20 protein-coding genes and 1 pseudogene are annotated in these 19,879 nt (G+C 69.6%); 8 read left to right on the top strand and 13 right to left on the bottom strand.

Annotated elements, in window-relative coordinates; all coding sequences use genetic code 11:
• Positions 1-6: 6 nt before the first annotated feature.
• The 4 genes from ACFW9O_RS13710 to ACFW9O_RS13695 form a co-directional block, all read right to left on the bottom strand.
• Positions 7-351: a hypothetical protein gene (locus ACFW9O_RS13710; protein WP_384608686.1), complete on the bottom strand. Its 345-nt coding sequence runs from the start codon at positions 349-351 to the stop codon at positions 7-9.
• 195 nt (positions 352-546) lie between these two features.
• Positions 547-1,647, bottom strand: a complete 1,101-nt coding sequence (locus ACFW9O_RS13705; protein WP_384608683.1) for a M20 family metallopeptidase — start codon at positions 1,645-1,647, stop codon at positions 547-549.
• 108 nt (positions 1,648-1,755) lie between these two features.
• Positions 1,756-1,905: a hypothetical protein gene (locus tag ACFW9O_RS13700; protein ID WP_384608680.1), complete on the bottom strand. Its 150-nt coding sequence runs from the start codon at positions 1,903-1,905 to the stop codon at positions 1,756-1,758.
• A complete protein-coding gene (locus tag ACFW9O_RS13695) occupies positions 1,902-2,531 on the bottom strand; it encodes an alpha-ketoglutarate-dependent dioxygenase AlkB (protein ID WP_384608678.1) in 630 nt (209 codons plus the stop codon). Before ACFW9O_RS13695 ends, ACFW9O_RS13700 begins: the two co-directional genes overlap by 4 nt.
• 195 nt (positions 2,532-2,726) lie before the next feature.
• Here ACFW9O_RS13695 and ACFW9O_RS13690 point away from each other — a divergent pair, with 195 nt between their 5' ends.
• Entirely contained in the window at positions 2,727-3,677 is a 951-nt protein-coding gene (locus ACFW9O_RS13690) for an aminoglycoside phosphotransferase family protein (RefSeq protein WP_384608676.1), read from the top strand.
• A 131-nt stretch (positions 3,678-3,808) separates the two neighbouring features.
• Here the strand turns inward: ACFW9O_RS13690 and ACFW9O_RS13685 are convergent, their stop codons facing one another.
• The 4 genes and pseudogenes from ACFW9O_RS13685 to ACFW9O_RS13670 all read right to left on the bottom strand — a co-directional run bounded on the left by ACFW9O_RS13685 (position 3,809) and on the right by ACFW9O_RS13670 (position 8,201).
• Positions 3,809-5,479 carry a cellulase family glycosylhydrolase gene (locus ACFW9O_RS13685; protein ID WP_384608674.1) on the bottom strand — a complete coding sequence of 557 codons (1,671 nt, stop codon included), beginning with the start codon at positions 5,477-5,479 and terminating at the stop codon, positions 3,809-3,811.
• 257 nt (positions 5,480-5,736) lie between these two features.
• Positions 5,737-6,447: an NPP1 family protein gene (locus tag ACFW9O_RS13680; protein ID WP_384608926.1), complete on the bottom strand. Its 711-nt coding sequence runs from the start codon at positions 6,445-6,447 to the stop codon at positions 5,737-5,739.
• A gap of 477 nt (positions 6,448-6,924) precedes the next feature.
• Positions 6,925-7,335, bottom strand: a pseudogene (locus ACFW9O_RS13675) (DUF664 domain-containing protein); the annotation flags it as partial.
• Between the two features lie 38 nt (positions 7,336-7,373).
• Positions 7,374-8,201, bottom strand: a complete 828-nt coding sequence (locus ACFW9O_RS13670; protein ID WP_384608671.1) for an inositol monophosphatase family protein — start codon at positions 8,199-8,201, stop codon at positions 7,374-7,376.
• A 392-nt stretch (positions 8,202-8,593) separates the two neighbouring features.
• Here ACFW9O_RS13670 and ACFW9O_RS13665 point away from each other — a divergent pair, with 392 nt between their 5' ends.
• Together ACFW9O_RS13665 and ACFW9O_RS13660 are read left to right on the top strand one after the other, a co-directional pair.
• Complete coding sequence (locus ACFW9O_RS13665; protein WP_384608669.1) at positions 8,594-11,158, top strand: polysaccharide lyase family 8 super-sandwich domain-containing protein; 2,565 nt, start codon at positions 8,594-8,596, stop codon at positions 11,156-11,158.
• A 225-nt stretch (positions 11,159-11,383) separates the two neighbouring features.
• A complete protein-coding gene (locus ACFW9O_RS13660; RefSeq protein ID WP_384608667.1) occupies positions 11,384-12,097 on the top strand; it encodes a histone-like nucleoid-structuring protein Lsr2 in 714 nt (237 codons plus the stop codon).
• A 67-nt stretch (positions 12,098-12,164) separates the two neighbouring features.
• Here the strand turns inward: ACFW9O_RS13660 and bla are convergent, their stop codons facing one another.
• The 3 genes from bla to ACFW9O_RS13645 all read right to left on the bottom strand — a co-directional run bounded on the left by bla (position 12,165) and on the right by ACFW9O_RS13645 (position 15,077).
• Positions 12,165-13,103, bottom strand: coding sequence for a class A beta-lactamase (gene bla, locus ACFW9O_RS13655; RefSeq protein WP_384608664.1), 939 nt, complete (start codon positions 13,101-13,103; stop codon positions 12,165-12,167).
• A 107-nt stretch (positions 13,104-13,210) separates the two neighbouring features.
• Positions 13,211-14,401, bottom strand: coding sequence for an MFS transporter (locus ACFW9O_RS13650; RefSeq protein WP_384608661.1), 1,191 nt, complete (start codon positions 14,399-14,401; stop codon positions 13,211-13,213).
• 178 nt (positions 14,402-14,579) lie between these two features.
• Complete coding sequence (locus tag ACFW9O_RS13645) at positions 14,580-15,077, bottom strand: winged helix-turn-helix transcriptional regulator (RefSeq protein WP_384608660.1); 498 nt, start codon at positions 15,075-15,077, stop codon at positions 14,580-14,582.
• 94 nt (positions 15,078-15,171) lie between these two features.
• Between ACFW9O_RS13645 and ACFW9O_RS13640 the strand changes: the two genes are divergently transcribed.
• The 3 genes from ACFW9O_RS13640 to ACFW9O_RS13630 all read left to right on the top strand — a co-directional run bounded on the left by ACFW9O_RS13640 (position 15,172) and on the right by ACFW9O_RS13630 (position 16,611).
• Positions 15,172-15,666: a PaaI family thioesterase gene (locus ACFW9O_RS13640; protein WP_351168191.1), complete on the top strand. Its 495-nt coding sequence runs from the start codon at positions 15,172-15,174 to the stop codon at positions 15,664-15,666.
• Positions 15,667-15,728: 62 nt separating this feature from the next.
• Positions 15,729-15,893: a hypothetical protein gene (locus tag ACFW9O_RS13635; protein ID WP_384608657.1), complete on the top strand. Its 165-nt coding sequence runs from the start codon at positions 15,729-15,731 to the stop codon at positions 15,891-15,893.
• Between the two features lie 106 nt (positions 15,894-15,999).
• Entirely contained in the window at positions 16,000-16,611 is a 612-nt protein-coding gene (locus ACFW9O_RS13630) for a dihydrofolate reductase family protein (RefSeq protein WP_384608654.1), read from the top strand.
• A 94-nt stretch (positions 16,612-16,705) separates the two neighbouring features.
• On the opposite strand, the gene ACFW9O_RS13625 is transcribed toward ACFW9O_RS13630, so the two are convergent.
• Positions 16,706-17,446: a metallophosphoesterase gene (locus tag ACFW9O_RS13625; RefSeq protein WP_384608652.1), complete on the bottom strand. Its 741-nt coding sequence runs from the start codon at positions 17,444-17,446 to the stop codon at positions 16,706-16,708.
• A 177-nt stretch (positions 17,447-17,623) separates the two neighbouring features.
• On the opposite strand from ACFW9O_RS13625, the gene ACFW9O_RS13620 reads away from it, so the two are divergent.
• Together ACFW9O_RS13620 and ACFW9O_RS13615 are read left to right on the top strand one after the other, a co-directional pair.
• Entirely contained in the window at positions 17,624-18,241 is a 618-nt protein-coding gene (locus ACFW9O_RS13620; protein WP_384608649.1) for a CGNR zinc finger domain-containing protein, read from the top strand.
• Positions 18,242-18,366: 125 nt separating this feature from the next.
• Positions 18,367-18,939, top strand: coding sequence for a hypothetical protein (locus tag ACFW9O_RS13615; protein WP_384608647.1), 573 nt, complete (start codon positions 18,367-18,369; stop codon positions 18,937-18,939).
• Between the two features lie 3 nt (positions 18,940-18,942).
• Here the strand turns inward: ACFW9O_RS13615 and ACFW9O_RS13610 are convergent.
• Positions 18,943-19,829 (bottom strand): IS5 family transposase gene (locus ACFW9O_RS13610; RefSeq protein WP_384608924.1). Its coding sequence is split into 2 segments (ribosomal slippage): positions 18,943-19,484 and positions 19,484-19,829, totalling 888 coding nucleotides; the frame shifts between segments, so codons are not numbered across the junction.
• Between the last annotated feature and the right edge of the window lie 50 nt (positions 19,830-19,879).

The following is a 19,879-nucleotide window of genomic DNA, read 5'->3' as shown; positions in this document are numbered from 1 at the left end:
GCAGGGTCAGTTCAGTGCGACAGGAGGCGGCGTGCCGTAGAAGGTGAGCGGCGGCCAGCCCTTGGACTCGGCAAGCGCGGACAGCGCCTGGGCCACCTCCAGGGGCGTGATGTCCTGAGCGGACGGATAGCCGTTCGGCTTGTCGACGCGCACCTTGAAGCTCATGTCCATCATCAGGTCACTCTCGGCCATACTCGCGTCCGCCCGGAACTCGGTTCCGTCCATGAACTCGACCGTCGCCGTCGCCTCGTCCGTCTCCGCGGCCTCGGCCGCCGCTGTGGACGCGAACACGGCCCCCGCCGCGGCAGTCCCCGAGTACCCCAGCAGCTTGCGTCTTGATATCTCCGACACGGCCCCTCCTCCTGTCGACCTCCCGGGCGTCCGGGAGACAGAATCGATCATAGGAACGAGGACCCCGTGACGAAGCGACTTCGCGCTCTTTGCCGCCGTCCGGCATCCGTGGCTCGCCGGGCCCGGGAGCTTTCCGGCACGTGAGGTGGCCCGTGGAACGTTCGCCGGCCGTGCACCCGCACCCGTTCAGTTCTCCTAGGTGTTCTGAATCGCGTTCACCAGTCCGGCAACAAGGTTCGCCCGCTCCGTCATGGCGGCGATCACCAGGTACTCGTGGTCCGCGTGGGCGCCACCCCCCACCGCACCGAGGCCATCGAGTGTCGGTACCCCCAGTGCGGAGGTGAAGTTGCCGTCGCTTCCGCCGCCGACCGACTTGCCTTCGATGCCGGGAAGGAGCCGCTGCGCCACCGCGAAGAGTTCGGTCGATGTCGACTCGGGCATCGGGGGACGACCGACAGCTCCCTGGACCGAGATCTCCGCCTCGTCGAGATGCGCAGACAGCGCCGCGAACGCGGACTCGATGCGTTCCTTCTCATCGGCCGACTCGACCCGCACGTCGACGATGACGGTCGCCTCGGCGGGAACGACGTTGTCCAGGGTTCCTGCGGAGGCGACGGTCGGGGTGACTGTCGTGCCGATGTCGGGTCGGCTCAGCGCTGCGATGTCCAGCACCTGATGTGCTGCCTCGATCAGGGCGTTGACTCCGGCTGCGGGCTCAAGGCCCGCATGCGACGCCCGGCCCGTCACAGAGATCTGGAAAGTGCCGCAGCCCTTGCGCCCGGTCTTCAGGCCTCCCCCGTCGGCGGCGCCTTCGACGACGAGGACGGCGCCGCAAGCGAGGGCTCGTTCCTCGATCAGGGCTCGGGAGGAGCGCGAGCCGACCTCTTCGTCGGCGGTCACGAGGATCTCGACGCCTGACCGGTCGTCGAGCGTCGCCACGCCGTGGACGGCCTGCACCAGACCGCCCAGCATGTCAAAGACCCCGGGCCCGGTCGCACGGCCGTCCTGGACCGTGAACGGGCGGCGTTCAAGGGTGCCGAGCGGAAACACCGTGTCGTGGTGACCCAGGATCAGGACCTTCGGATCGCCACCGGCCGACCAGTGGACGTGGGGCCCCGCAGCGCTCTCGACCAGGACGGCATGTCCACCGAGGCGGCTTTCGAGGACGGCTGCGACAGCTTTGGCCGAGTCCCGCAGGGCGTCGGCATCGCGCGACGGGGACTCGATCTCCACGAGTGTCCTGAGGTCCTCGATCATCGCGTCGACGCTCGCGCCGACGGTCTTGTGCATGGTCATTTCGCAAGGCTACTGGCGAGGCAGCCGCTGCTCGGGCCCGGGTGGTGGAGGCCGCCCCGTCAGCAGGACGTGCGTCGGACAGTGGTGGAGGCCTCGTTTCCCGCGGGGTCAGCTCAGGCGATGCAGGAAGAAGCCGGCTGCTTCCCTGCCGGCAGTGACGCGGGCCGCAGGGTCGGCGGGTTCCGGGGCGAAGAAGTCGTCGTGGCGGACGTCGGGGCCGACCGAGCGGCCGCCGGGGCCCGGCGCCTTCCCGTTCACTGCACCCCGTGGGGCCGGAACTGGATGCTGATACGCCCTCCCGCGGCCCGCGTGGTTTTGGGGACGGAGTGCTCCCAGGTCCGCTGGCAGGAACCGCCCATCACGATCAGATCGCCGTGCCCGAGAGGGCGTCGGACGACAGGACCGCCGCGGCGCGGGCGCAGCAGCAGGTCGCGGGGCGCTCCCACGGACAGGATGGCGACCATCGTGTCCTCGCTCGCACCCCGGCCGATGCGGTCACCGTGCCAGGCCACACTGTCGCGCCCGTCGCGGTAGTGGCACAGGCCGGCCGTCGTGAAGGGTTCACCGAGCTCGGCGGTGTAGTGCGTGGACAGGGCCTGGCGTGCTTCGTCGAGCACGGGGTGCGGCAGCGGTTCGCCCGAGCGGTAGAAGGCGAGCAGGCGCGGAACGTCGACGAGCCGCTCGTACATCTGCCGGCGCTCGGCCTTCCACGGCACATCGGTGGCCAGCTGTTCGAACAGGATGTCGGCGCCACTCAGCCAGCCGGGCAGCAGGGCGATCCAGGCGCCGTCTCCGAGTGCGGTCCTGCGCAGCCCGTCCAGCGGACGTAGACACACGTCCTCACTCTGATCGAACAGGGACCCCTGGACCTGGTGCGCTGACATGCCTCCACCTTACCCCGCATTCGAACACATGAACCATTACGGTCGCCCGCACGCCTCTGTCGCCCGAACGGTCGCGGCCACATCGCAGCTGGGGAACGCCACCCAGGCAGAGGGAGGGACATGTCCTCCCAGCAGAGGCACCGGTCGTCCGGGCGTACCGGATCCGAGTGCCGACCGGGCGCGTAGGGTGCCTGGATGATCGGGACACCAGAGGCGTTCTCGCGGAGCACCCTCGCGCGCGAGGGAGATGCCGGGGCGGCATGGCTCGCCGTCCTGCCCACCGTCGTCGACGAGTTGCTGGCACGCTGGGACTGCGTGCCGGACGGCGAAGTGATGCACGGAGGCGTCGGGATCATCGTTCCCGTACTGCGGCGGGACGGCGGGACCGCCGTGCTGAAGGTGTCCTTCCCCCACCCCGGAAACGTCCACGAGCCGGACGCGTTCGCGGCGTGGGGCGGGCGCGGAGCCGTACTGCTGCACGAGCGGCACGACGAGTCCTTCGCCATGCTGCTGGAGCGGGTCCGGGCGTCGACACTTGCGGAGGTCGAGGACGACGACGAGGTGGTGACGGTCGCCGGAAGGATCAACCGTCGGCTGGCGGTCCCCGCGCCGCCCGGCCTGCCGCGGCTGCGGGAGCAGGCCGAATCCTGGGAGGAGCAGCTGCGCCGGGATGCCGAGGAGCTGACGCACGCGCTGTCGCCCCACGTGGTCGACGCGGCAGTGGCGACCGTCCGGGAACTGGGCCGGGTCCAGCCCGACACCCTCGTCCACGGCGACCTGCACGGCGGCAACATCCTGCGCGCCGACCGTGAGCCGTGGCTGGCGGTCGATCCGAAGGGGTACGCGGGAGATCCCGCCTACGACGGCGGCACGCTGCTCAAATCGCGCGCACTGACGATGCTCGGAGCGGACGACCTGGGCCGGTCCGTCCACCGCGCTCTGGATGCCTTCGCCGAGGCAGCGGAGCTCGATCGCGTACGCGTCCGGCGATGGGCTCAGTTCCATGCCGTCCAGGCCGCGTTCTGGGGTCGGCGCCACGGATTCCGCGGGGCCCGCACCGGGCCTCGACCGGACCGGGTCACCGAATTCGCCGACCTCCTGGCGACACTGCTCACGAGGAGCGGACACGGCCTGTCGCCCGGCTGAGGCGAGGGCGTCCCGGGGAGCACCTCGCGACGGCCCGCAGGACGGTGTGTCCGCGGCCTCACCCGCCACGGCGTACTGACCGGCGCGGGCAGGGTGCGCCACGCCGGTCAGCCGTTGGTCGGGACCCCTGATCAAGCGGTGGCGCAGGCGGTCCCGCTCAGGGTGAACCCGGTCGGGGCGGTGTTGGTCGCGCCCCGGGTGCCGTTGAAGCCGACGGTGACCGAACCGCCGGCGGGTATGGCGGAGGTGTACGAGGCGGGGACCACCGTCACCGCGCCGCCGTTCTGCGTGAAGGACCCGCCCCAGGCGTGGCTCACCTTCTGGCCGTCGGCGAAGGAGAAGCCCAGTGTCCAGCCGTTGATCGCGGTGGTGGCGGTGTTACGGATGATGATCTCGCCCTGGAAGCCGCCGGGCCAGTCACCGACCACTCGGTAGCCGACGGAGCAGGCCGCTCCGGGTGTGCCGGTGCCCTTGTCGGTGACGACAGCCACCGTCGCCGAGCGGGCCGAACGGTTCCCGGCCGCGTCGCGGGCGTAGACGGCGAAGGTGTACGACGTCTCGGCGGTGAGGCCGCTCACCGTGACGCTGTTGGTGGAGGAGGCGGCGACCGTGGTCTCGGATCCGCCGCTGATGCGGACGACGTCGTAGCCGGCGACGCCGACGTTGTCGGTGGCGGCGGTCCAGCTGAGGGTGGCGGAGGTGGCCGTCACGGCCGAGGCGGTCGGCGTGCCGGGGGCTCGGGGTGCCTCGGTGTCGCCCGGTTCGCCGCCGCCGAAGACGGTGGCCTCCCGGGACGTCTGGGCGATTCCGTTGACGCCGTTGAAGATGCGCTCGCCCCAGGAGCTGAGCCGGGTGGGGTCGAAGTCGATCGTCAGGTCGAGGATCGGGTCGGTGTTACCGCTCCAGGACCAAGCCAGGTAGCCGAGCTTGAGCTGTTGGGCGGTGGCCATCATGGTGTTCTCGTCCGGGTCGCCGTACTGGTCGGCGGGGCCCCCGAACTCGCCGATCAGGATCGGCAGGCCGGCGTCCACGAACGCGTTCAGGTAGTCGGTGACCTTGTCGGCGGTGTTGTAGACGCTGTACATGTGGATCGAGAAGATCAGGTTGCCGGTGGGGTCGGCGTCGTAGACGGTCTGGGCGTTGGCGCGCATGACGCCCTGCCAGTCCTGGCCCCAGTTCGGCGCGTCCACCATGATCGTGTGCCCGAACCCCGCGGTGCGCAGCTTCTTGACGGCGGAGATGGTGGGCGCGGTCCAGCCCTCGGGATTGGTGTTGCCCCAGGGCTCGTTGCCGATGTTGATGATGACGTAGTTCTCTTCACCGGTGAGTACGCTCTGCAGGCCGAGCCAGTAGTCAGCGGCGTGGTCGAGCGTTCCGGCCGCCGCGTCCTCGCCGTAACCGGTGGTGTCGTGCACCTCGAGCACACAGATGAGACGGTTCGTCTTGCACTGGTCGACGATGCTCGCCACGTCCGCGGGGCTGTTCTTGCTCCAGCGGTGTCCGTCGGAGAGAACCACGCGGACCGTGTTGGCGCCCGTGGCCTTGATGTCGGCCAGAGACTGCGTCTCGCCGGGGTACCAGGTGTGGGCGTGGTTGACGCCGCGCATGACGAAGTCGTTGCCGTTGGCCTCGAGCAGGCGGCCGTCGCCGATATGGAGACCGGTGGCGAGCGCGCCGGCTTCGCGGGCCTGGGCGGCGGCCGGGCCCGGGGCCCCTACGACGACGAGTCCGAGTAAGGCGGCCAGAGCCGTCAGCACAACGGTGACCGGGCTCTTACGTTTCGTACGTCCAGTTGTTCTCATCACGACTCCAGAGGGTGAGCGCCAGGAAACATCAGCCAAGAAGGTGGGAGCGCTCCCATAAAGCCATTACGCCAGGGGCACGTCAAGACATCGCGCACGCTCCGACATGTGAACGGCCGTCGCACAGGCGCGAATCCGGTGTACGCGAAACGGATGACACGGACATCACCCGGCAAAACCTGCCGGACCGCAGGGCGGGCGAGGCGGGCGTGCGGACTTCCCGGCCGCACGCCCGCCTCCCGGCACCGAACGGCTCGTCAGGCGTGCGGGTCGAACGGGATACCGGCCGGCTTGGCCTTCTCGAGGTGAGGGTTGAAGTTGCCGTCCTTGAGCCCGAAGACGGCGCTTCCGAAGTTGGCCTGCGTCAGCTTGTCCCGCAGACCCGCCGGGTAGCCGTTCCAGCCGACGAGCCTGGGGAACTGCCATCCGTGATAGTGGTTCTCGGGCGGCTCGTCGTTGGAATTCGCGGGACGGAAGCAGTGCGTGCTCACCCCGTCCTTGTGGTACACGATCTTGGGATGCGTTCCGTCCCACCGGATCTGATCGCGGCTGTAGACGTCGAAGTTGCCGTGAGCGGACGTGGATACGTAGCGGGCCTCGTTGTTCTGCACCCACACCACGACATGCTCCCAGTCGTGCCGGTGCCCGCCGAGCCCGCTGCCGGCCACGGCCTGGTCCTTCTCGAAGTAGAGCCCGTAGATGATCGCGCACCAGCCGTTGTTGCACTTGTAGCGGGCGTACCCGTTGGTGTTGTCCAGGTCCGAGGCGTCACGGCAACTTCCGTTGACGGCCCCGGTGGTGTTGAGTCCAGGGGCTATGGCACCGTCCGGCCCGATGGCCGGAGTGGGGTAGCAGCCGTCCGTGTCGTAGTCGTAGGCAGGCTGGAACGACTGCTCCAATCCATCGGCGTTGAGCGGCAGAGCACCGGGCGGGGCGGCGTACGCGCTGCCGGAGGACGCGATGACCATGGCCAGGGCGCTGCCCACCACGAGTGACACCCTGCGGACTCGTGCTCTGCTCTTCACTGCTGCCTCCTGGTCGACGCGTGTCGGGGGTCACGCGGCTACGATTGACATGCCCATCGCAACCATGTTGAATCCCGCGGCACACGGACCGAACACCACCTGGTGTCGAGGTGATGAAGGCTCGGCCAACACACGAGCAGCGAACCGGCCCCGTCGGTCGGCAGCCGGATCCCGCACGCTCCTGAAACCAGGGGCCGTCGCGGGCCAGGGCGATCGCGACGCGTCCCGGCCTCGCCCATGTCGCGTAAGGAAGTGCGGGATACGGGCGGCACGCGGGATCGGTGCTCAGGCGGCAGAGCGCAGAGTTCGCACGGGCCCCGAGGTGTCCGCCTGGACACGAGCGGGGCCGTACCTGTCCGCGCAACTCCCCCGCACGTCGACCCGGACGCGCCCACCCCGGCATCGGCGGAGGGATCGGCCGCGGCCTGCGTCCTGCGCGGCACGCTCCAGCCGACCGCGGCAGCTCTCCCACGACGACTGATCACCGGGCGGCATGCTGTCGTTCCCCTTCGCCATCCCGACGGCCCCATCGATGAGTTCCCTGACGGTATCGGCGTGCCCGGCGTGCCGCTGGGTGTCGCCGAGCACGCGTACCAGCACGTGGTGCAGCGTCACGCCGCTTCGCTCCTCCGGCCACCACGGGACGCGGCCGACAGCATCGAGACCGAGCGTGGCGATCGTGGTGCCCGCGTGCTCCCAGGCCCGGCGGTACAGCCCCACGACCCTGTCGCGCGACTCGTCCGGGGTGGCCCACATGTCCGCGCCCGGTTCGGCGTCCCCTCCGTACCAGGACGGCGGCTCATCGAAGAACGGGCGCCCGCGATCCCCTCCGTGGACGACACCGGCTCTCGATGGCGGTTGCCGAAGCGTCAGCCCGTAGCGGTCGGGGAAGCCGCAACCTGGTTCCGGACCATCTCCAGCAACGTGGTGTGGGTCCGCTGGTCGGCCGCCGCAATCAGTCCGCCTGCGCCGGTGTGCAGTGGTTGGCCGTGAATGCCGGTCACCACGCACCCGGCGGCTTCGCACAGGGCGATACCGGCGGCGAAATGCACGGAGTCGCGCAGGTCGCCATCGGTGACGTAGGCAGCTCTTCGGCCGGCGGCGACCCAAGCCACGGCCAGGGTGGTGGAGACGACGCGGGGCCGGAAGTGGTCGGTGAACCCTGGGGCGGCGAGGAGGAGTGCGGCCCGGAAGTCCGGTGCGTTGGGGAAGGGCGGGTCGAGGTTGACGTCGACCAGCCGGGACGCGGCCGAGGGTGCGAGTTCTTCGTCGACATCGTCCCTTCGGAGACGGGCGCGCTTGCCGTCGGTCCAGAAGACCTCACCGCTGAACGGGTCGGCTGCCGCGGACACGGTGATGTGGGGCCCCACCCGCAGGGCCACGTTCACCGAGGCCAGCATGGTGTGTACGGCGTAGTTCAGCGTCCCGCACAACGGGTCGACGAGCCATCTGCGCTCCGCTCCGTCGGCGCCGCTGTGCCCGCTCTCCTCTCCTGTCACGGCGTCATGGGGTCGGGCGGTTCTCAGGATGCCGAGGATCGCTTTCTCCGCCGCGAGGTCGGCGCCTGTCGCGAAGTCTCCGTCGGACTTGGCGAACCGCTCCAGGGATTCGCCGTACATGTCGCGGACCACGGCAGCTCCTGCCCGTGCTGCCGCCAGGGCCAGTTGCGCATCGTCTTCCGTGTTCATGATCAGCATGTGGCCAGGGTATCCACGGCCCCGTCGACGCGACGGATCTCGCCGGACTCGGCACAAGCCCTCCCGCGCGGACGAGTGGCGTTCACCGAGTCGGTGCGGCGGAACGGCTGAGGTCCGTTTCGCGCACCGTGACGGGCCAACCCACGCCGGGCATGCGAAGCACCGGGTCGCTCCGGCCGACGCGGGGCGTTTCCCGCCCGGCAACGGGCCGGCCGATGGAGGCGGAGAAGCCGGTGGACGACGATCGGCGGGTTTCCGCCCATACCTCCGGCCCGCGCCGCCGTGACAGCACGACTCCCCCGGCGAACCCTCCGTCCGGCCCGTTGACATGGGTGAGAACCCGTTGCTTGGCTGAGGACAAGCGCTTTCCGGCCGGACTTTGGAGCGTTCAGGTGGAGTTCTCGCGTCGTTCCGTGCTTTCCATGATCCCGGCGGTGACCCTGCTGGCCATGGCACAGACGCTTCAAGCCCGGGCGGCGGTCCTGCGCGAGCCGGACGCGTCCGGCCGCACGGTGGCCGATCATGACGCCCTGGTCCGTAACACCGTTGCGATCTTCGCCGGCACCGCCGAAGCCAACGCCCGCCCCGAGGTCGCACCGAAACTCGCTGCCCTGCAGGCGACAGCTCGCACCAGGCTCGCCGCGATGGACAGCGCCGGACAGGGCGAGCTCTTCGCGGGCGTCCCGCTCGGCACCAGCGACCCCAACCTGAGCCTGTCCTTCCAGTACCTGTACGAAATCGCCCTCGCCACCGTTCTGCCGGGTACCGGCGCCTCGGACCTCCGCGACAACAGCGCGGTCCGGCGACGGGTCATCGACGGCCTGGTCCACCTCCACGACGCGTACTACGGCGATCAGTCGAAGGGCTACTACGGCAACTGGTTCCACTGGGAGATCGGAATCTCCGCCCACGTCAGCAAGACCCTCGTCCTCCTGCGCGACGAGCTCGCGGCGTACCGGCCCGAGCTCGCCGCGACCTACGTGTCCTCCATGGACGCCTACCTCCGCAACGGCAAGGACGGCGACGTCGATCTGGACTCGCGGTTCCACACCGGCGCCAATCTCGCCGACATCACCACGAACAGGATCCTCCAGGGTGCCGTTCTCGGCGACGAGGTCCGCATAGGGAAGGCCATCGCCGACCAGCTGACCGTCTTCGCGACGATCGACCCGTACAACCCGCAGCACGGTGTCACCGACGGTTTCTACGCCGACGGTTCCTTCGTCCAGCACGGCTCCGTCGCGTACACGGGCTCCTACGGAAAGGGCCTGCTCACCCGCATCGTCCAGACGATAAAGATCCTCGAAGGAACCGGCTACGTTCCCGGCGACAGCCTCGTCGGTGTCGTACGGGGCTGGGTGACCGACGCCTTCGCCCCGCTGATCTTCGAAGGCTGGATGATGGAGATCGTCAAGGGCCGCGCGGTCTCACGGACCGGCACGGGGTACGCGGACGTCGCCGCCGTCGTGGAGGCCGTCGTCGACCTCGCCTCGTACACCACCGGCAGTGACACCGAGGCGCTCGAGGGCTACGTCAAGTACGTCGGGCAGACCTCGAAGGCCGGCCTCGACCCGGCCTCCTTCGTCTCCCCCGTCAGCATCGCCCGCTACGCCGACATCCTGAAGTCCACATCGCCCGCGAGGGATCTCGGTCCAGCCGCCTCGCATACCGCGTTCAACGCGATGGACAGGACCGTCCACCGGCGGCCCGGCTACGCGTTCGCCCTGACCCGCAGTTCCGCGCGCATCAGCAAGTACGAGTACATGAGCGGCGAGAACCTGATGCCGTGGTTCCAGGGCGACGGCGCGCACTACCTCTATCTCTCCGGTCAGGACCAACGGCAGTCGTTCGGCATCGACTACTTCACGGCCGTCTCCCCGTACCGACTGGCGGGCGTCACTGCTCCCGTGGAGGCGCGCCGCACCGTCCCCGAGCTCTACGGCACGCTCTGGTACGACAACCCCGAGCGCGGATTCACCGCATCGTCCGAGTCGCAGAACGCCTACGTCTACTTCCCCCGCGGCGGCAACGCCTTCTCCGGCGGCGCCCGTCTGGGCCCCTACGGTGTGGCCGGTCTCGTCCAGTCCGACGATGCGGCGTACACCGCCCAGCAGGCGGGTGAACTGCCCGACGACTTCGTCGCCTACCGGGGAGCCCGTGCCACCAAGTCGTGGTTCATGCTCGACGACGAGATAGTCGTCCTCGCCGCGGGAGTGGCCGGACTCGCGGACCGCGCGGTGACCACCACCGTCGACAGCCGTGTCGCCGCTCCCTCCGCACCCGTCGCCCTCACCGGGAGACTCCGTGACGGAACGCCCTGGCAAGGCACCGGAATCGCGCCGCTGGCCTGGCTGCGCTATGCCGATACCGAACAGGGGACGGCGATCGGGTACGTCTTCCTGTCCGGCCCGCGACCGGCTGTCGCACTCGACACAATCACCCGCAGCCGGCGCCTCGTGCGGCTGGCCAATCCCGACACCCCGGTCACCAAGCAGGTCTTCACGCTCTCCTACGAGCAGGCCGCCGAGGAGCGGCCGGCCGCGATGGCGCACGTCCTCGTGCCGAACGCCTCGGCCCGGCAGTTGGCCGCCTACGCCCACGGCCCGCTCTCCGTACTGGCCAACACCGTCCGCCTGCAGGCTGTCACGCACACCCGCCTGGGGTTGGTCGCCGCCAACTCCTTCGCCCCCGGCAGGCACCGCGTCGAACGCCTCACCATCGACGGGCCGGCGTCTGTGATGCTTCGCCGGGCTCCCGACGGAACGTGCTCGATCGCCGTGTCCGATCCCACGAATCGGCGGAGCACGGTCTCGGTCACGGTCCACGGACCGGCCTTGCGGGCCCTCTCGGCCGATGACGGCGTCCACGTCCGCCGCGTCCCCGGTGGCACTCGCCTCGACGTCACGACCCATCACGCCCATGGCCGCAGCTTCACCGCCGCACTGGGCCGGCGCTGACGGCGCCGGCAGGGGCTTCGTCTCTCTCCCCTTGCACCGTGCTGGTCTGCAGGCACTCACTGTCAGTGGTCCCGCATACGGTTCTCCCATGAATGCTCAGCGGTTGCCGCTTCCTCACATGGACAGACTCACAGTCCGGGTGCCCGGGCAGCACTCCCCCGGCGCCGGCGCCCCGGTGGGGCAGGCTCCGCGCATCTGTGCACCCCGCGGGGACGGAGACCGCGCGTGAGCGAGACGCCGATGTACGAGGCGGGAGACGTACGAGAGGCATGGGGCCGGGTAGCCGCATGGCTCGAGCGGAACGACCCCAGTGGTTTCGCCGTCCTCTGCGGCCCGGGGAACCAGGCGGCGATCGACGATGCCGAACTGCGCATGGGCCTGACACTGCCGACGGAGCTGCGGGAGTGGCTCCTGGCTACCGACATCGATGCCGGTAGGCAATCCGATGGACGATCAGGTCTGGTGGCACTCGGGTGCGAGGCAGCCGTCCCCGGCGACCATCTCCTTCTTGGTCTGACGGACATCGAGCGGGTCTACCTCAGTCGGATGGGCTTGGAGGAGATGCAGCCGTCCGCGGACCCCAATTGCGCGTTCTGGCGCCGTGGGTGGGTCCCGATCGCCGCGGAACGCGACGGCCTCTGCGGGACGTTCCTGGACAAGCGCAACGGAACCGTCGGCACGTGGGCTGAAGCTCACGGTCCTGAGGAAGGTGCCTACGCCTCGTTGTTCGCCTTCTTCCAAGTGGTGGCGGACCGGCTGGAAGGAGTCGCCTCGGAAGACTGGAGAGGCTCCGGCGGTCCGGCTGGATCTCGCGGGCCCACTGCCCGGCCGGCAGACGAGCCGATACGCCTCTGGGCACGCACCAACGGCTATCTCGTAAATGACCGTGGCCGGATCCCTGCGGAGATTCGCGAGGCTTACGAGATGTCACGGAGGTAATCACACCGAGCTCGTCACGGCACAGGGCAAGGCGCGTAGCCGAGTCCTGGAATGACGACCCAGCTCGCTACGACAGCGAGTCGGCGGCCACGGACGCCGCCTGCGCGATCAGCCGGTCGTCGTACTCGGCCCCGTCCTCGGTGCGGTTCGACATGACGGCCATGACGACGGGGGCGGCGCCGGGCGGCCACACCACAGCGATGTCGTTGCGGGTGCCGTACGTAGTCCCGGCCCCCGACTTGTCACCGACCTCCCAGCCGTCGGGCACTCCGGCCCTGATGAGCCCGGCTCCGGTGGTGCTGGTGCGCAGCCACTCCGTGAGCTGTGCTCGTTCGCCCTTTCCCAGGACGTCTCCGAGGACGAACGCTCGCAGGTCCGCGGCCAGGGCCCGCGGCGTGCTCGTATCGCGCGTGGCGCCGGGGGTCCAGTCGTTCAGCTGCGGCTCGGAACGCTCCATGCGCGTCACGTCATCACCGATCTTGTGGAGTTCGGCGTCCAGACCCCGAGGGCCGCCCACCTGGTCGAGCAGCAGATTGGCAGCGGTGTTGTCGCCGAAGCGGACGGCGGCGTCACACAAGGCGTCAAGGGTCATCCCGCTCCCGGCATGCTTCGACGTCACGGGCGAGGGAGGAACCAGCTCGTCCGGGGAGTACCTGACTGTCCGTCCCATTCCGTCCAGGGAGTACTTCCGCAGGACTGCACCGGCGGCCAGCACCTTGAACGTGGAGGCGTAGGCGAACCGCTCCCCGTCCTTGTACGCCACTTCGCGTCCTGTGCCCGTGTCGATGGCGTAGACACCCAGCCTGGCGTCGAACTTGCGCTCGAGCTCCTTGAATTCACGGGCCGCCTCCCCCGTATCCGGTCCGGGCCCCTCCCCCGTCGCAGCGGACGGGGCCGGAGGCCTGGGCGAGGCCCGGGGAACATCTTGGCCACAGGCCGCCGAAGGGACGACCAGAAGCATGGCCAGCACACCGAATACGGCGCGTCGGGCACCGGAGCCCCGCATGGTCGAAACCTCCTGGGCGCCCCACCGGGGCACATAGGGGATGGAGCGGCATGTCCATCCCGGTTCGGGGGCGCGGGCACCGGGTCCGCCCTCGCCTACGGACATCCTCACATCCCCGCCCGCACCGGTCGCCGGAGCAGATACACGGCGGCGGTCGACACCAGGAGGGCCATGCACGCGATGAACACCAGCCCCGCACCCTCCAGACCGATGGGCCCCGACAGCACCCCCACGCCGATCACCGGCACCGAGATACCCGCGTACGCCACCACGAACAGAGTCGAGATCACGGCCGCGCGCCGGTCCTCGGGCGACGCCCCGGCCACCGCGGACAGCGCCCCGCGGAACGCCAGCCCCTGTCCGACCCCGCCGACCAGCGCGCTCAGCACCACCAGGAGCAACAGGTCCCATCGCAGTGCTCCCGCGAGAAGCGCCAGCCCGGCGAGAAGCCCCGCGCAGCCCAGTGGCAGCGATCGCGCCACGCCGACCCTGCCGACTGCCAACTGTCCGGCGGTCGAGGCGAAGAAGGCCAGCGCGACGACCAGTCCGCTCACCGCGTGGTTGTTCACATCGAGGGATTCCGAGAGGAACGCAGGGCTGACCGACGTGAACACGCCGAAGAGCGCGAATCCGACGAACGAGGCGATCGCGGCCGGCGCGAACACCGACCGCACCTGCGGGGGCAGGCTGGGCCGCCGCGGCCGTACGGTACTCAGCGGCCGTCGCTCCCGTACGGTCTCGCGGAGCCACACCGTGATCGCGACACAGACGGCCAGCAGGGTGAGATGCACGGCGAACGGCAGGTACAGGGGCCAGGGGGCGTACTGCGCGAGCACCCCGGCCAGCAACGGGCCGCAGCCCAGCCCGCCCATGTTGGCGGCAGTCGCCACGAACGTGGCCCGGGAGGCGCCGCCGTGCGGGGCCAGCTCCATCACGTACGCGGTGGCAGCCCCGGTGAACAGGCCGGCGGACAGGCCGGACAGCAACCGTCCGGCATACAGCCAGCCCAGCCCGGTGGCGCACAGGAAGCAGACGGCGCTCGCAGCCGCGAACCCCAGGCCCGCGAGCAGCACCGGCCGCCTGCCCACGACGTCGGAGGCGTTGCCGGCCAGCAGCAGCACACCGATGACGCCGAAGGCATAGACGGCGTACACGACGGTCACCGTCAGCTCGGAGAACCCGAACTTGTCCTGATAGAGGCCGTAGAGGGGGGTCGGCAGCGTGGTGCCTGCCATGCACACGGCGAACACCGCTCCGCTGAGGAAACACTGGCGCCACCCTCGGCGATCACCGTCCATGCCGCCGACCGTAACCCCACGCGCCGCCCCGGACCGGCCAGGCGTGCCCGGCGGTCACGTGAAGGTTCAGAGGCAGGGTGAGGGGTCCCGGGTTCGTTGCCGCGCCCGCAACGCGTCGCGGCCTTCGGCGATCAGGAGTCCTGCCTCGCCGGTGAAATCCGGGTGGGGAGGCTGTTCATCAGTCCCGGTGTGCGTTCCTCGCTGCACCTGAGGTGGAGGGCCTCGCGGCGGGGCCGGAGGTGACCTCGACGTCGGACGGGTCGAGCGCCAGGTGCTCCGCGGAGCACTCGACGACCGCGCGCACCGGCCCACCGCACGCGGCGTGGCGAAGGTCGAGCACAGGTACCTCGGGGTCCACGGCGTGGGCCTCGCCCCACTGCCGCAAGGCCACCAGGACGGGCCAGAGCTCCCAGCCCTTCCGGGTCAGGCGGTACTCCTGCCGGGTGCGTCGACCCGGTTCCCGGTACGGGACCGTGCGCATGATGCCGGCCACCGTCAGCTTGCGCAGCCGGTCCGAGAGGACCGCCTCGGACAACCCCACATGACGGTGGAAGTCGTCGAAGCGCCGTACTCCGTTGGCCGCGTCACGCAGGATCAGCAGCGTCCATTTCTCGCCGACGATGTCGAGCGTGCGCTGGACCGGGCAGTTCTCCGTACTCGTCTCCAGCCACTCCATCCGGCGATGATAGACCGCTTGACTTCATTATTGACAGTCAGCCACGAACCTGGCTAGCTTCATCTGACATAGTCAGTGATGGAGGGGCAGCACCGTGGGGCGATCTCGCACGTACGAATGGCAGGACCCGGCGGTCACGGCGGGCGCTGTCGGCCGGGGCACCGGCCTGGAGTTCCTCCGTGACATCGCGGCCGGCCGCCTCCCCGGTCCCCCGGTCGGAGCGACCGTGGACTTCACCCTGGACGAGGTCGAACACGGACGCGCCGTGTTCTCACTGCTCCCGGGAGAGGAGCACTACAACCCCATCGGCAGCGTGCACGGCGGCATCTTCGCCACCCTGCTCGACTCCGCGGCCGGCTGTGCCGTCCAGTCCACGCTGCCGCGCGGCACCGGATACACCTCCCTGGACCTGACCGTGAAGTTCCTGCGCCCGGTCACTGTCGAGACAGGCAGGGTCCGTGCTGTGGGCAGAGTCGTGAGCAGCGGCCGCCGCACCGCGCTCGCCGAGGCAGAGCTGCTCGACGCCGGGGACCGGCTGCTCGCCCACGCGACGAGCAGCTGTCTGCTGTTCCCCGTGCCCGCTGCCTGAACAGCGTCCGCGACGGGACACCCATGGGCGATCGTCCGTGGCGGTGCGGCGGGCTGCATACCGTGGCGACCACGGACGTGTTCGCCGCCCTCGTCCGGGGCCTCGCGCCGTTCGCCTTCAGGAACCGGCGCGGCGGTACAGGAGCGTCGCCCCGCAGCGGCAGCCACACCACGGTCAGCCGTCCGCGTGACGGTGACGGCGAACATCACCGTCATCTGGTTCTGTGAGGGGGGACGCCGCGGATGCGGAGCTCGGACCGATGAGTTATGCGGCGGCACGGTGTCTCGCGGGGAGCTTCGGAATCGTCCGGTACCCAGGAGAGAGTGGTGCGCGATGAGATTGGTACTGCAGGAGTTCCTGTCGCTCGACGGCGTCTACCAGGGACCGGGGTCGCCGGACGAGGACACCAGCGACGGGTTCACCCGTGGCGGGTGGTTCGTTCCGCACATGGACGAGGAGTTCGAACGGCAGGCCGGCACCTGGCTCGGTACAGCGGACGCGTTCCTGTTCGGCCGTCGCACCTACCTGAACTTCGCACGGGACTGGCCGCAGATGACCGAGCACCCGTTCGCCGCCATCCTGAACGGCCTCCCGAAGTACGTCGCCTCCCACAGCCTGGCCGAAGCCGCGTGGAACCCGACCACGATCCTGTCCGGCGACATTCCTGCCCAGGTCGCCGAGCTCAAGCGGCAGTCCGGTCGCGAGCTGCAGATCCACGGCAGCGGTCGGCTGGGTCAGTCCCTGCTGGCCGCGGGGCTGGTCGACGAACTGCGCCTCACGATCGCCCCGGTCGTCGTGGGCACGGGCCGCCGCCTGTTCCCGGACGGCGGCGCCCCGGTCGGCCTTCGGCTCCTGAGCAGTCGGACCACTCCGGGCGGACTGGCGATCCACGTGTACGAATCGACAGGCCTGCCGGAGTACGGGACGTACGGGGCCGACGCGTAGCGGTCCCGGCCGAACACCGGTCCCGACGGCCTGCGGTGACGCCGGGATGCGGCACAGGCCCGTCGCTCCTCCGTGGATCGGGCAGGCAGAGGGCTCAGAGCACGACGCGGAAGTGCGTGGTCAGCCGTGCCTGGTCGTCGAGGACGTGGAAGGCGAGGCCGGGTGGCTGCTCGTGGTCCGCGGGGGCACTTCCCTCCCAGGGCATGCGCAGGGTCCAGGTGACGGCCGGTGCGACGATCAGCGGAAGCCCGGCGAAGGTCGAGGCGGCGGCTGTGTGGGCGTGGCCGGTGAGAACCGCGGCGACCCGCGGGTACCGGCCGAGCAAGTCGGCCAGGTCCCCGGGCTGTTCGAGCTTGCAGGAGTCGGGGAGCGGGTGATGGAGGTCGACCGGCGGCTGATGGAAGGCGATCAGCGCCGGGGTCCCCTGCGGCAGGGCGTCGAGCGTGGTGTCGATCCAGGCCAGAGTCCGGGCGTCGAGGCGTCCCTCGTCACGGCCGGGGATGGTGGAGTCGCACATCAGGATCGCGGTGCCGGTGATGTGGTGGACCTCGTTGACGGGGCCGCGCTCGGGCGCCTCGCCCAACAGGGCCTTGCGGTAGGCGGGGCGCGCGTCGTGGTTGCCGGGGCAGGTCAGTACCGGGAAGGAGGCGGCCAGGATGCCTTTCGCCTCCTCGTACTCGGCAGCCTCACCGTGGTCGGCGATGTCCCCGGTGACCAGGAGAGCGTCGACCGGGTGCGGCAGGGCACGCAGGTGGTCCATGACGCGAGTGGCACGTCGGGTCGCCCTCTCGCTGCCGTCCAGGTGCAGGTCGCTGATGTGGGCAAGCAGCGTCATCGCTCCTCCTTCTTCTTCGGCGGTGGCGTTCACGGGGCCGCCGGCCTGCGCCGGGAGTGGTGCCACCACGTCAACACCTAACGGAAAATCAAGTTTTACCGTTAGGTACTCTAGGGGGTGCGGTGAGATGTACTCAAGTGGCTGACGGCCGGTCACCGAAGAGAAGAGGAAACCCCCATGGAGCGCTGGCTGGCGTTGGAACTGGCGAGCACGATTCGCCATGACGGGGACGGCGGTGTCACCGACGACCTCGCCACGGTCCGGGAGACAGCCCTGTGGATCCGCCGTCAGGGCGAACTGCTCGGCGACCCCGCCCCGTCCGGCGAACTCGTGGTGGACGAGAACCTCAGACTCGCGGTCATCGAGCTGCGGCAGGCGGTCCGGGCCCTGTTCGCCCGCGTGGTCAGTCCCGCTCCACCCAGCCCCGCGGACGCCCATCGGCTGATGCCCGCCGACCGGGCCGTCGCCCACCTCAATGCGGTCGCCGCCCGGGAACCGGTCACCCCGCAGCTCGACTGGCCCCTCGAAGGAGACCCCGCCATCCGGCTGCTGTCGGCGCAGGACGACCTGTCCATCCGGCTGGTGGCACAACTCGCCCGTGCCGCCATCGACTTCCTGAGCGGTCCCCGGCGCGTGGAGCTCCGGGCCTGCACGGCGCCGCGTTGCGTGCGCTACTTCGTCAAGAGCCACGGGCGGCAGGAATGGTGCAAGCCGTCCTGCGGGAACCGCGCCCGCGCGGCACGCCATTACAGGCGTCAGCGCCCCGACGGCGCCGCCGGTCCCGCGCTTTCCTAGGTCTTGTCTGATAAATGATCACCCGTGGGCTCAGAATGCCGGATGCTTGTTGACGGAGGCGTGGACACCGTCCGTGAGCGTTGCATCTCGCCCATGCCGGGCAATGACAGCGAGGAGTGTCAGCGGTGTTGGAGACCTATCTGTCCTGGTACCGCGAGGGCCGGATGGGCGAGTCCGAGTTCCGCGCGGTTACCGACCATTTGGCCAAGTTCGGGCTGAGTGTCAAGCACCCGAGACAGGGCTGCGGGATGCTGTTGGACGTCGTGGGGGAACAGGTGAAGCTGCCGGTCGGGCGCATCCTGGAGCTTGTTGGCCTGTCGGTCGGGCCGCTCTGGGTGCAGTTCTGGCTGTCGGCCGACACGGACGTGCTGTGCAATGTCAGGTACGTGGCGCCGGACACTCAGGTCCTCACCTTCGTACTCGGCGGGTTGACCGAGAAGGAGCTCGAGCAGGTCACCGATGCGGTTCAGCAGCTGATCCAGCGGGAGTTGGACAGGACTGTCGCGCTGCTCGTCGATCTGGGCGGCGAAGCAGCGGACGAGGACGACGACGCGTTGGTCCTGTATGGCCGGCTGCCGATGGGCCCGCGCCCGGACCACGTGCAGTTCCGGACGGACCGGCTCAGCGCCGTCCCGGCTGTTCTTGCTGGAGCAGAGGTAACGGATCTCGGCAACGGGCTGAGTGCAATCCGCTGGTAGTGATTATCTGGCTGGTTCGCGGAGCCAGAGGATGAGCGCTGCGAGGTGCAGTCCGGCCCGGTATCGGGCGGCGAGTTTGTCGAATCGTGTCGCGATGGCGCGGAACTGCTTGAGCCGACTGAAGCAGCGTTCGACAACGTTGCGTGCTTTGTAGAGCTCGCGGTCGAAGGTTGGTGGCCTGCCGCCGGCCCGGCCGCGCCGTACGCGGTTGGCCCTCTGATCTGCCCTCTCCGGAATTACCGCCCGGATGCCCCGGCGCCGCAGGCTCTGGCGGATCGCCCGTGACGAGTACGCCTTGTCGGCGATGACAGCGTCCGGCCTGCGGCGAGGCCGCCCGACGCCGGTCCTGGGTACTCGCAGCGTGTTCAGGACCGCATCGAAGGCGGTGGACTCGTTGACGTTGCCCGGCGTGACGAGGATGGCCAGAGGCAGGCCCCTGCCGTCGCACGCCAGGTGAACTTTGGTCGTCAGCCCTCCGCGGGACGGGCCGAGCGCCTGGTCAGCCGCCGCGCGTGCCGGATCTTCCAGTTCGTCCCGCGCCGGTGCCCTTTTTTGCGGGCGCCGGCGGCGTGCTGGTGAGTGCGATTGACCGTGGAGTCGACCGACACGGTCCACTCCACCGCTCCGATCGAGTCGTCGTGGACCTGGACCTCCTCGAGTAGACGGGCCCAGGTCCCGTCCGCCTCCCAGCGGGCGAACCGCTCATAGATCGTCTGCCACGGCCCGAAGCGTTCTGGCAGGTCACGCCATGGAGCACCCGTGCGCAATCGCCACAGCACCCCGTTGATCACCTGTCGGTGATCCCGCCACGGACGACCCCGCCCGTCAACTCCTGGCAGCAGCGGCGCTATCCGCTCCCACGCCGCATCCGTCAGCTCTCCTCGACCCATCACAAGATCAATTATCAGACAGGCCCTGGCGCCGCTGCCCGAGCGCACTC

Origin of the sequence: Streptomyces sp. NPDC059499, assembly GCF_042749285.1 — a bacterium.
In the GTDB taxonomy this organism is placed as follows: domain Bacteria; phylum Actinomycetota; class Actinomycetes; order Streptomycetales; family Streptomycetaceae; genus Streptomyces.
This window is presented reverse-complemented; position numbering and strand designations above follow the sequence as displayed.

Excerpts from the sequence above, each read along its gene's own strand:
- ACFW9O_RS13705 (WP_384608683.1), bottom strand. The coding sequence starts at position 1,647 with ATGACCATGCACAAGACCGTCGGCGCGAGCGTCGACGCGATGATCGAG.
- ACFW9O_RS13695 (WP_384608678.1), bottom strand. The coding sequence starts at position 2,531 with ATGTCAGCGCACCAGGTCCAGGGGTCCCTGTTCGATCAGAGTGAGGAC.
- ACFW9O_RS13690 (WP_384608676.1), top strand. The coding sequence starts at position 2,727 with ATGATCGGGACACCAGAGGCGTTCTCGCGGAGCACCCTCGCGCGCGAG.
- ACFW9O_RS13685 (WP_384608674.1), bottom strand. The coding sequence starts at position 5,479 with ATGAGAACAACTGGACGTACGAAACGTAAGAGCCCGGTCACCGTTGTG.
- ACFW9O_RS13680 (WP_384608926.1), bottom strand. The coding sequence starts at position 6,447 with ATGGTCATCGCGTCCTCCGGCAGCGCGTACGCCGCCCCGCCCGGTGCT.
- ACFW9O_RS13670 (WP_384608671.1), bottom strand. The coding sequence starts at position 8,201 with ATGCTGATCATGAACACGGAAGACGATGCGCAACTGGCCCTGGCGGCA.
- bla (WP_384608664.1), bottom strand. The coding sequence starts at position 13,103 with ATGCGGGGCTCCGGTGCCCGACGCGCCGTATTCGGTGTGCTGGCCATG.
- ACFW9O_RS13650 (WP_384608661.1), bottom strand. The coding sequence starts at position 14,401 with ATGGACGGTGATCGCCGAGGGTGGCGCCAGTGTTTCCTCAGCGGAGCG.
- ACFW9O_RS13645 (WP_384608660.1), bottom strand. The coding sequence starts at position 15,077 with ATGGAGTGGCTGGAGACGAGTACGGAGAACTGCCCGGTCCAGCGCACG.
- ACFW9O_RS13630 (WP_384608654.1), top strand. The coding sequence starts at position 16,000 with ATGAGATTGGTACTGCAGGAGTTCCTGTCGCTCGACGGCGTCTACCAG.
- ACFW9O_RS13625 (WP_384608652.1), bottom strand. The coding sequence starts at position 17,446 with ATGACGCTGCTTGCCCACATCAGCGACCTGCACCTGGACGGCAGCGAG.
- ACFW9O_RS13620 (WP_384608649.1), top strand. The coding sequence starts at position 17,624 with ATGGAGCGCTGGCTGGCGTTGGAACTGGCGAGCACGATTCGCCATGAC.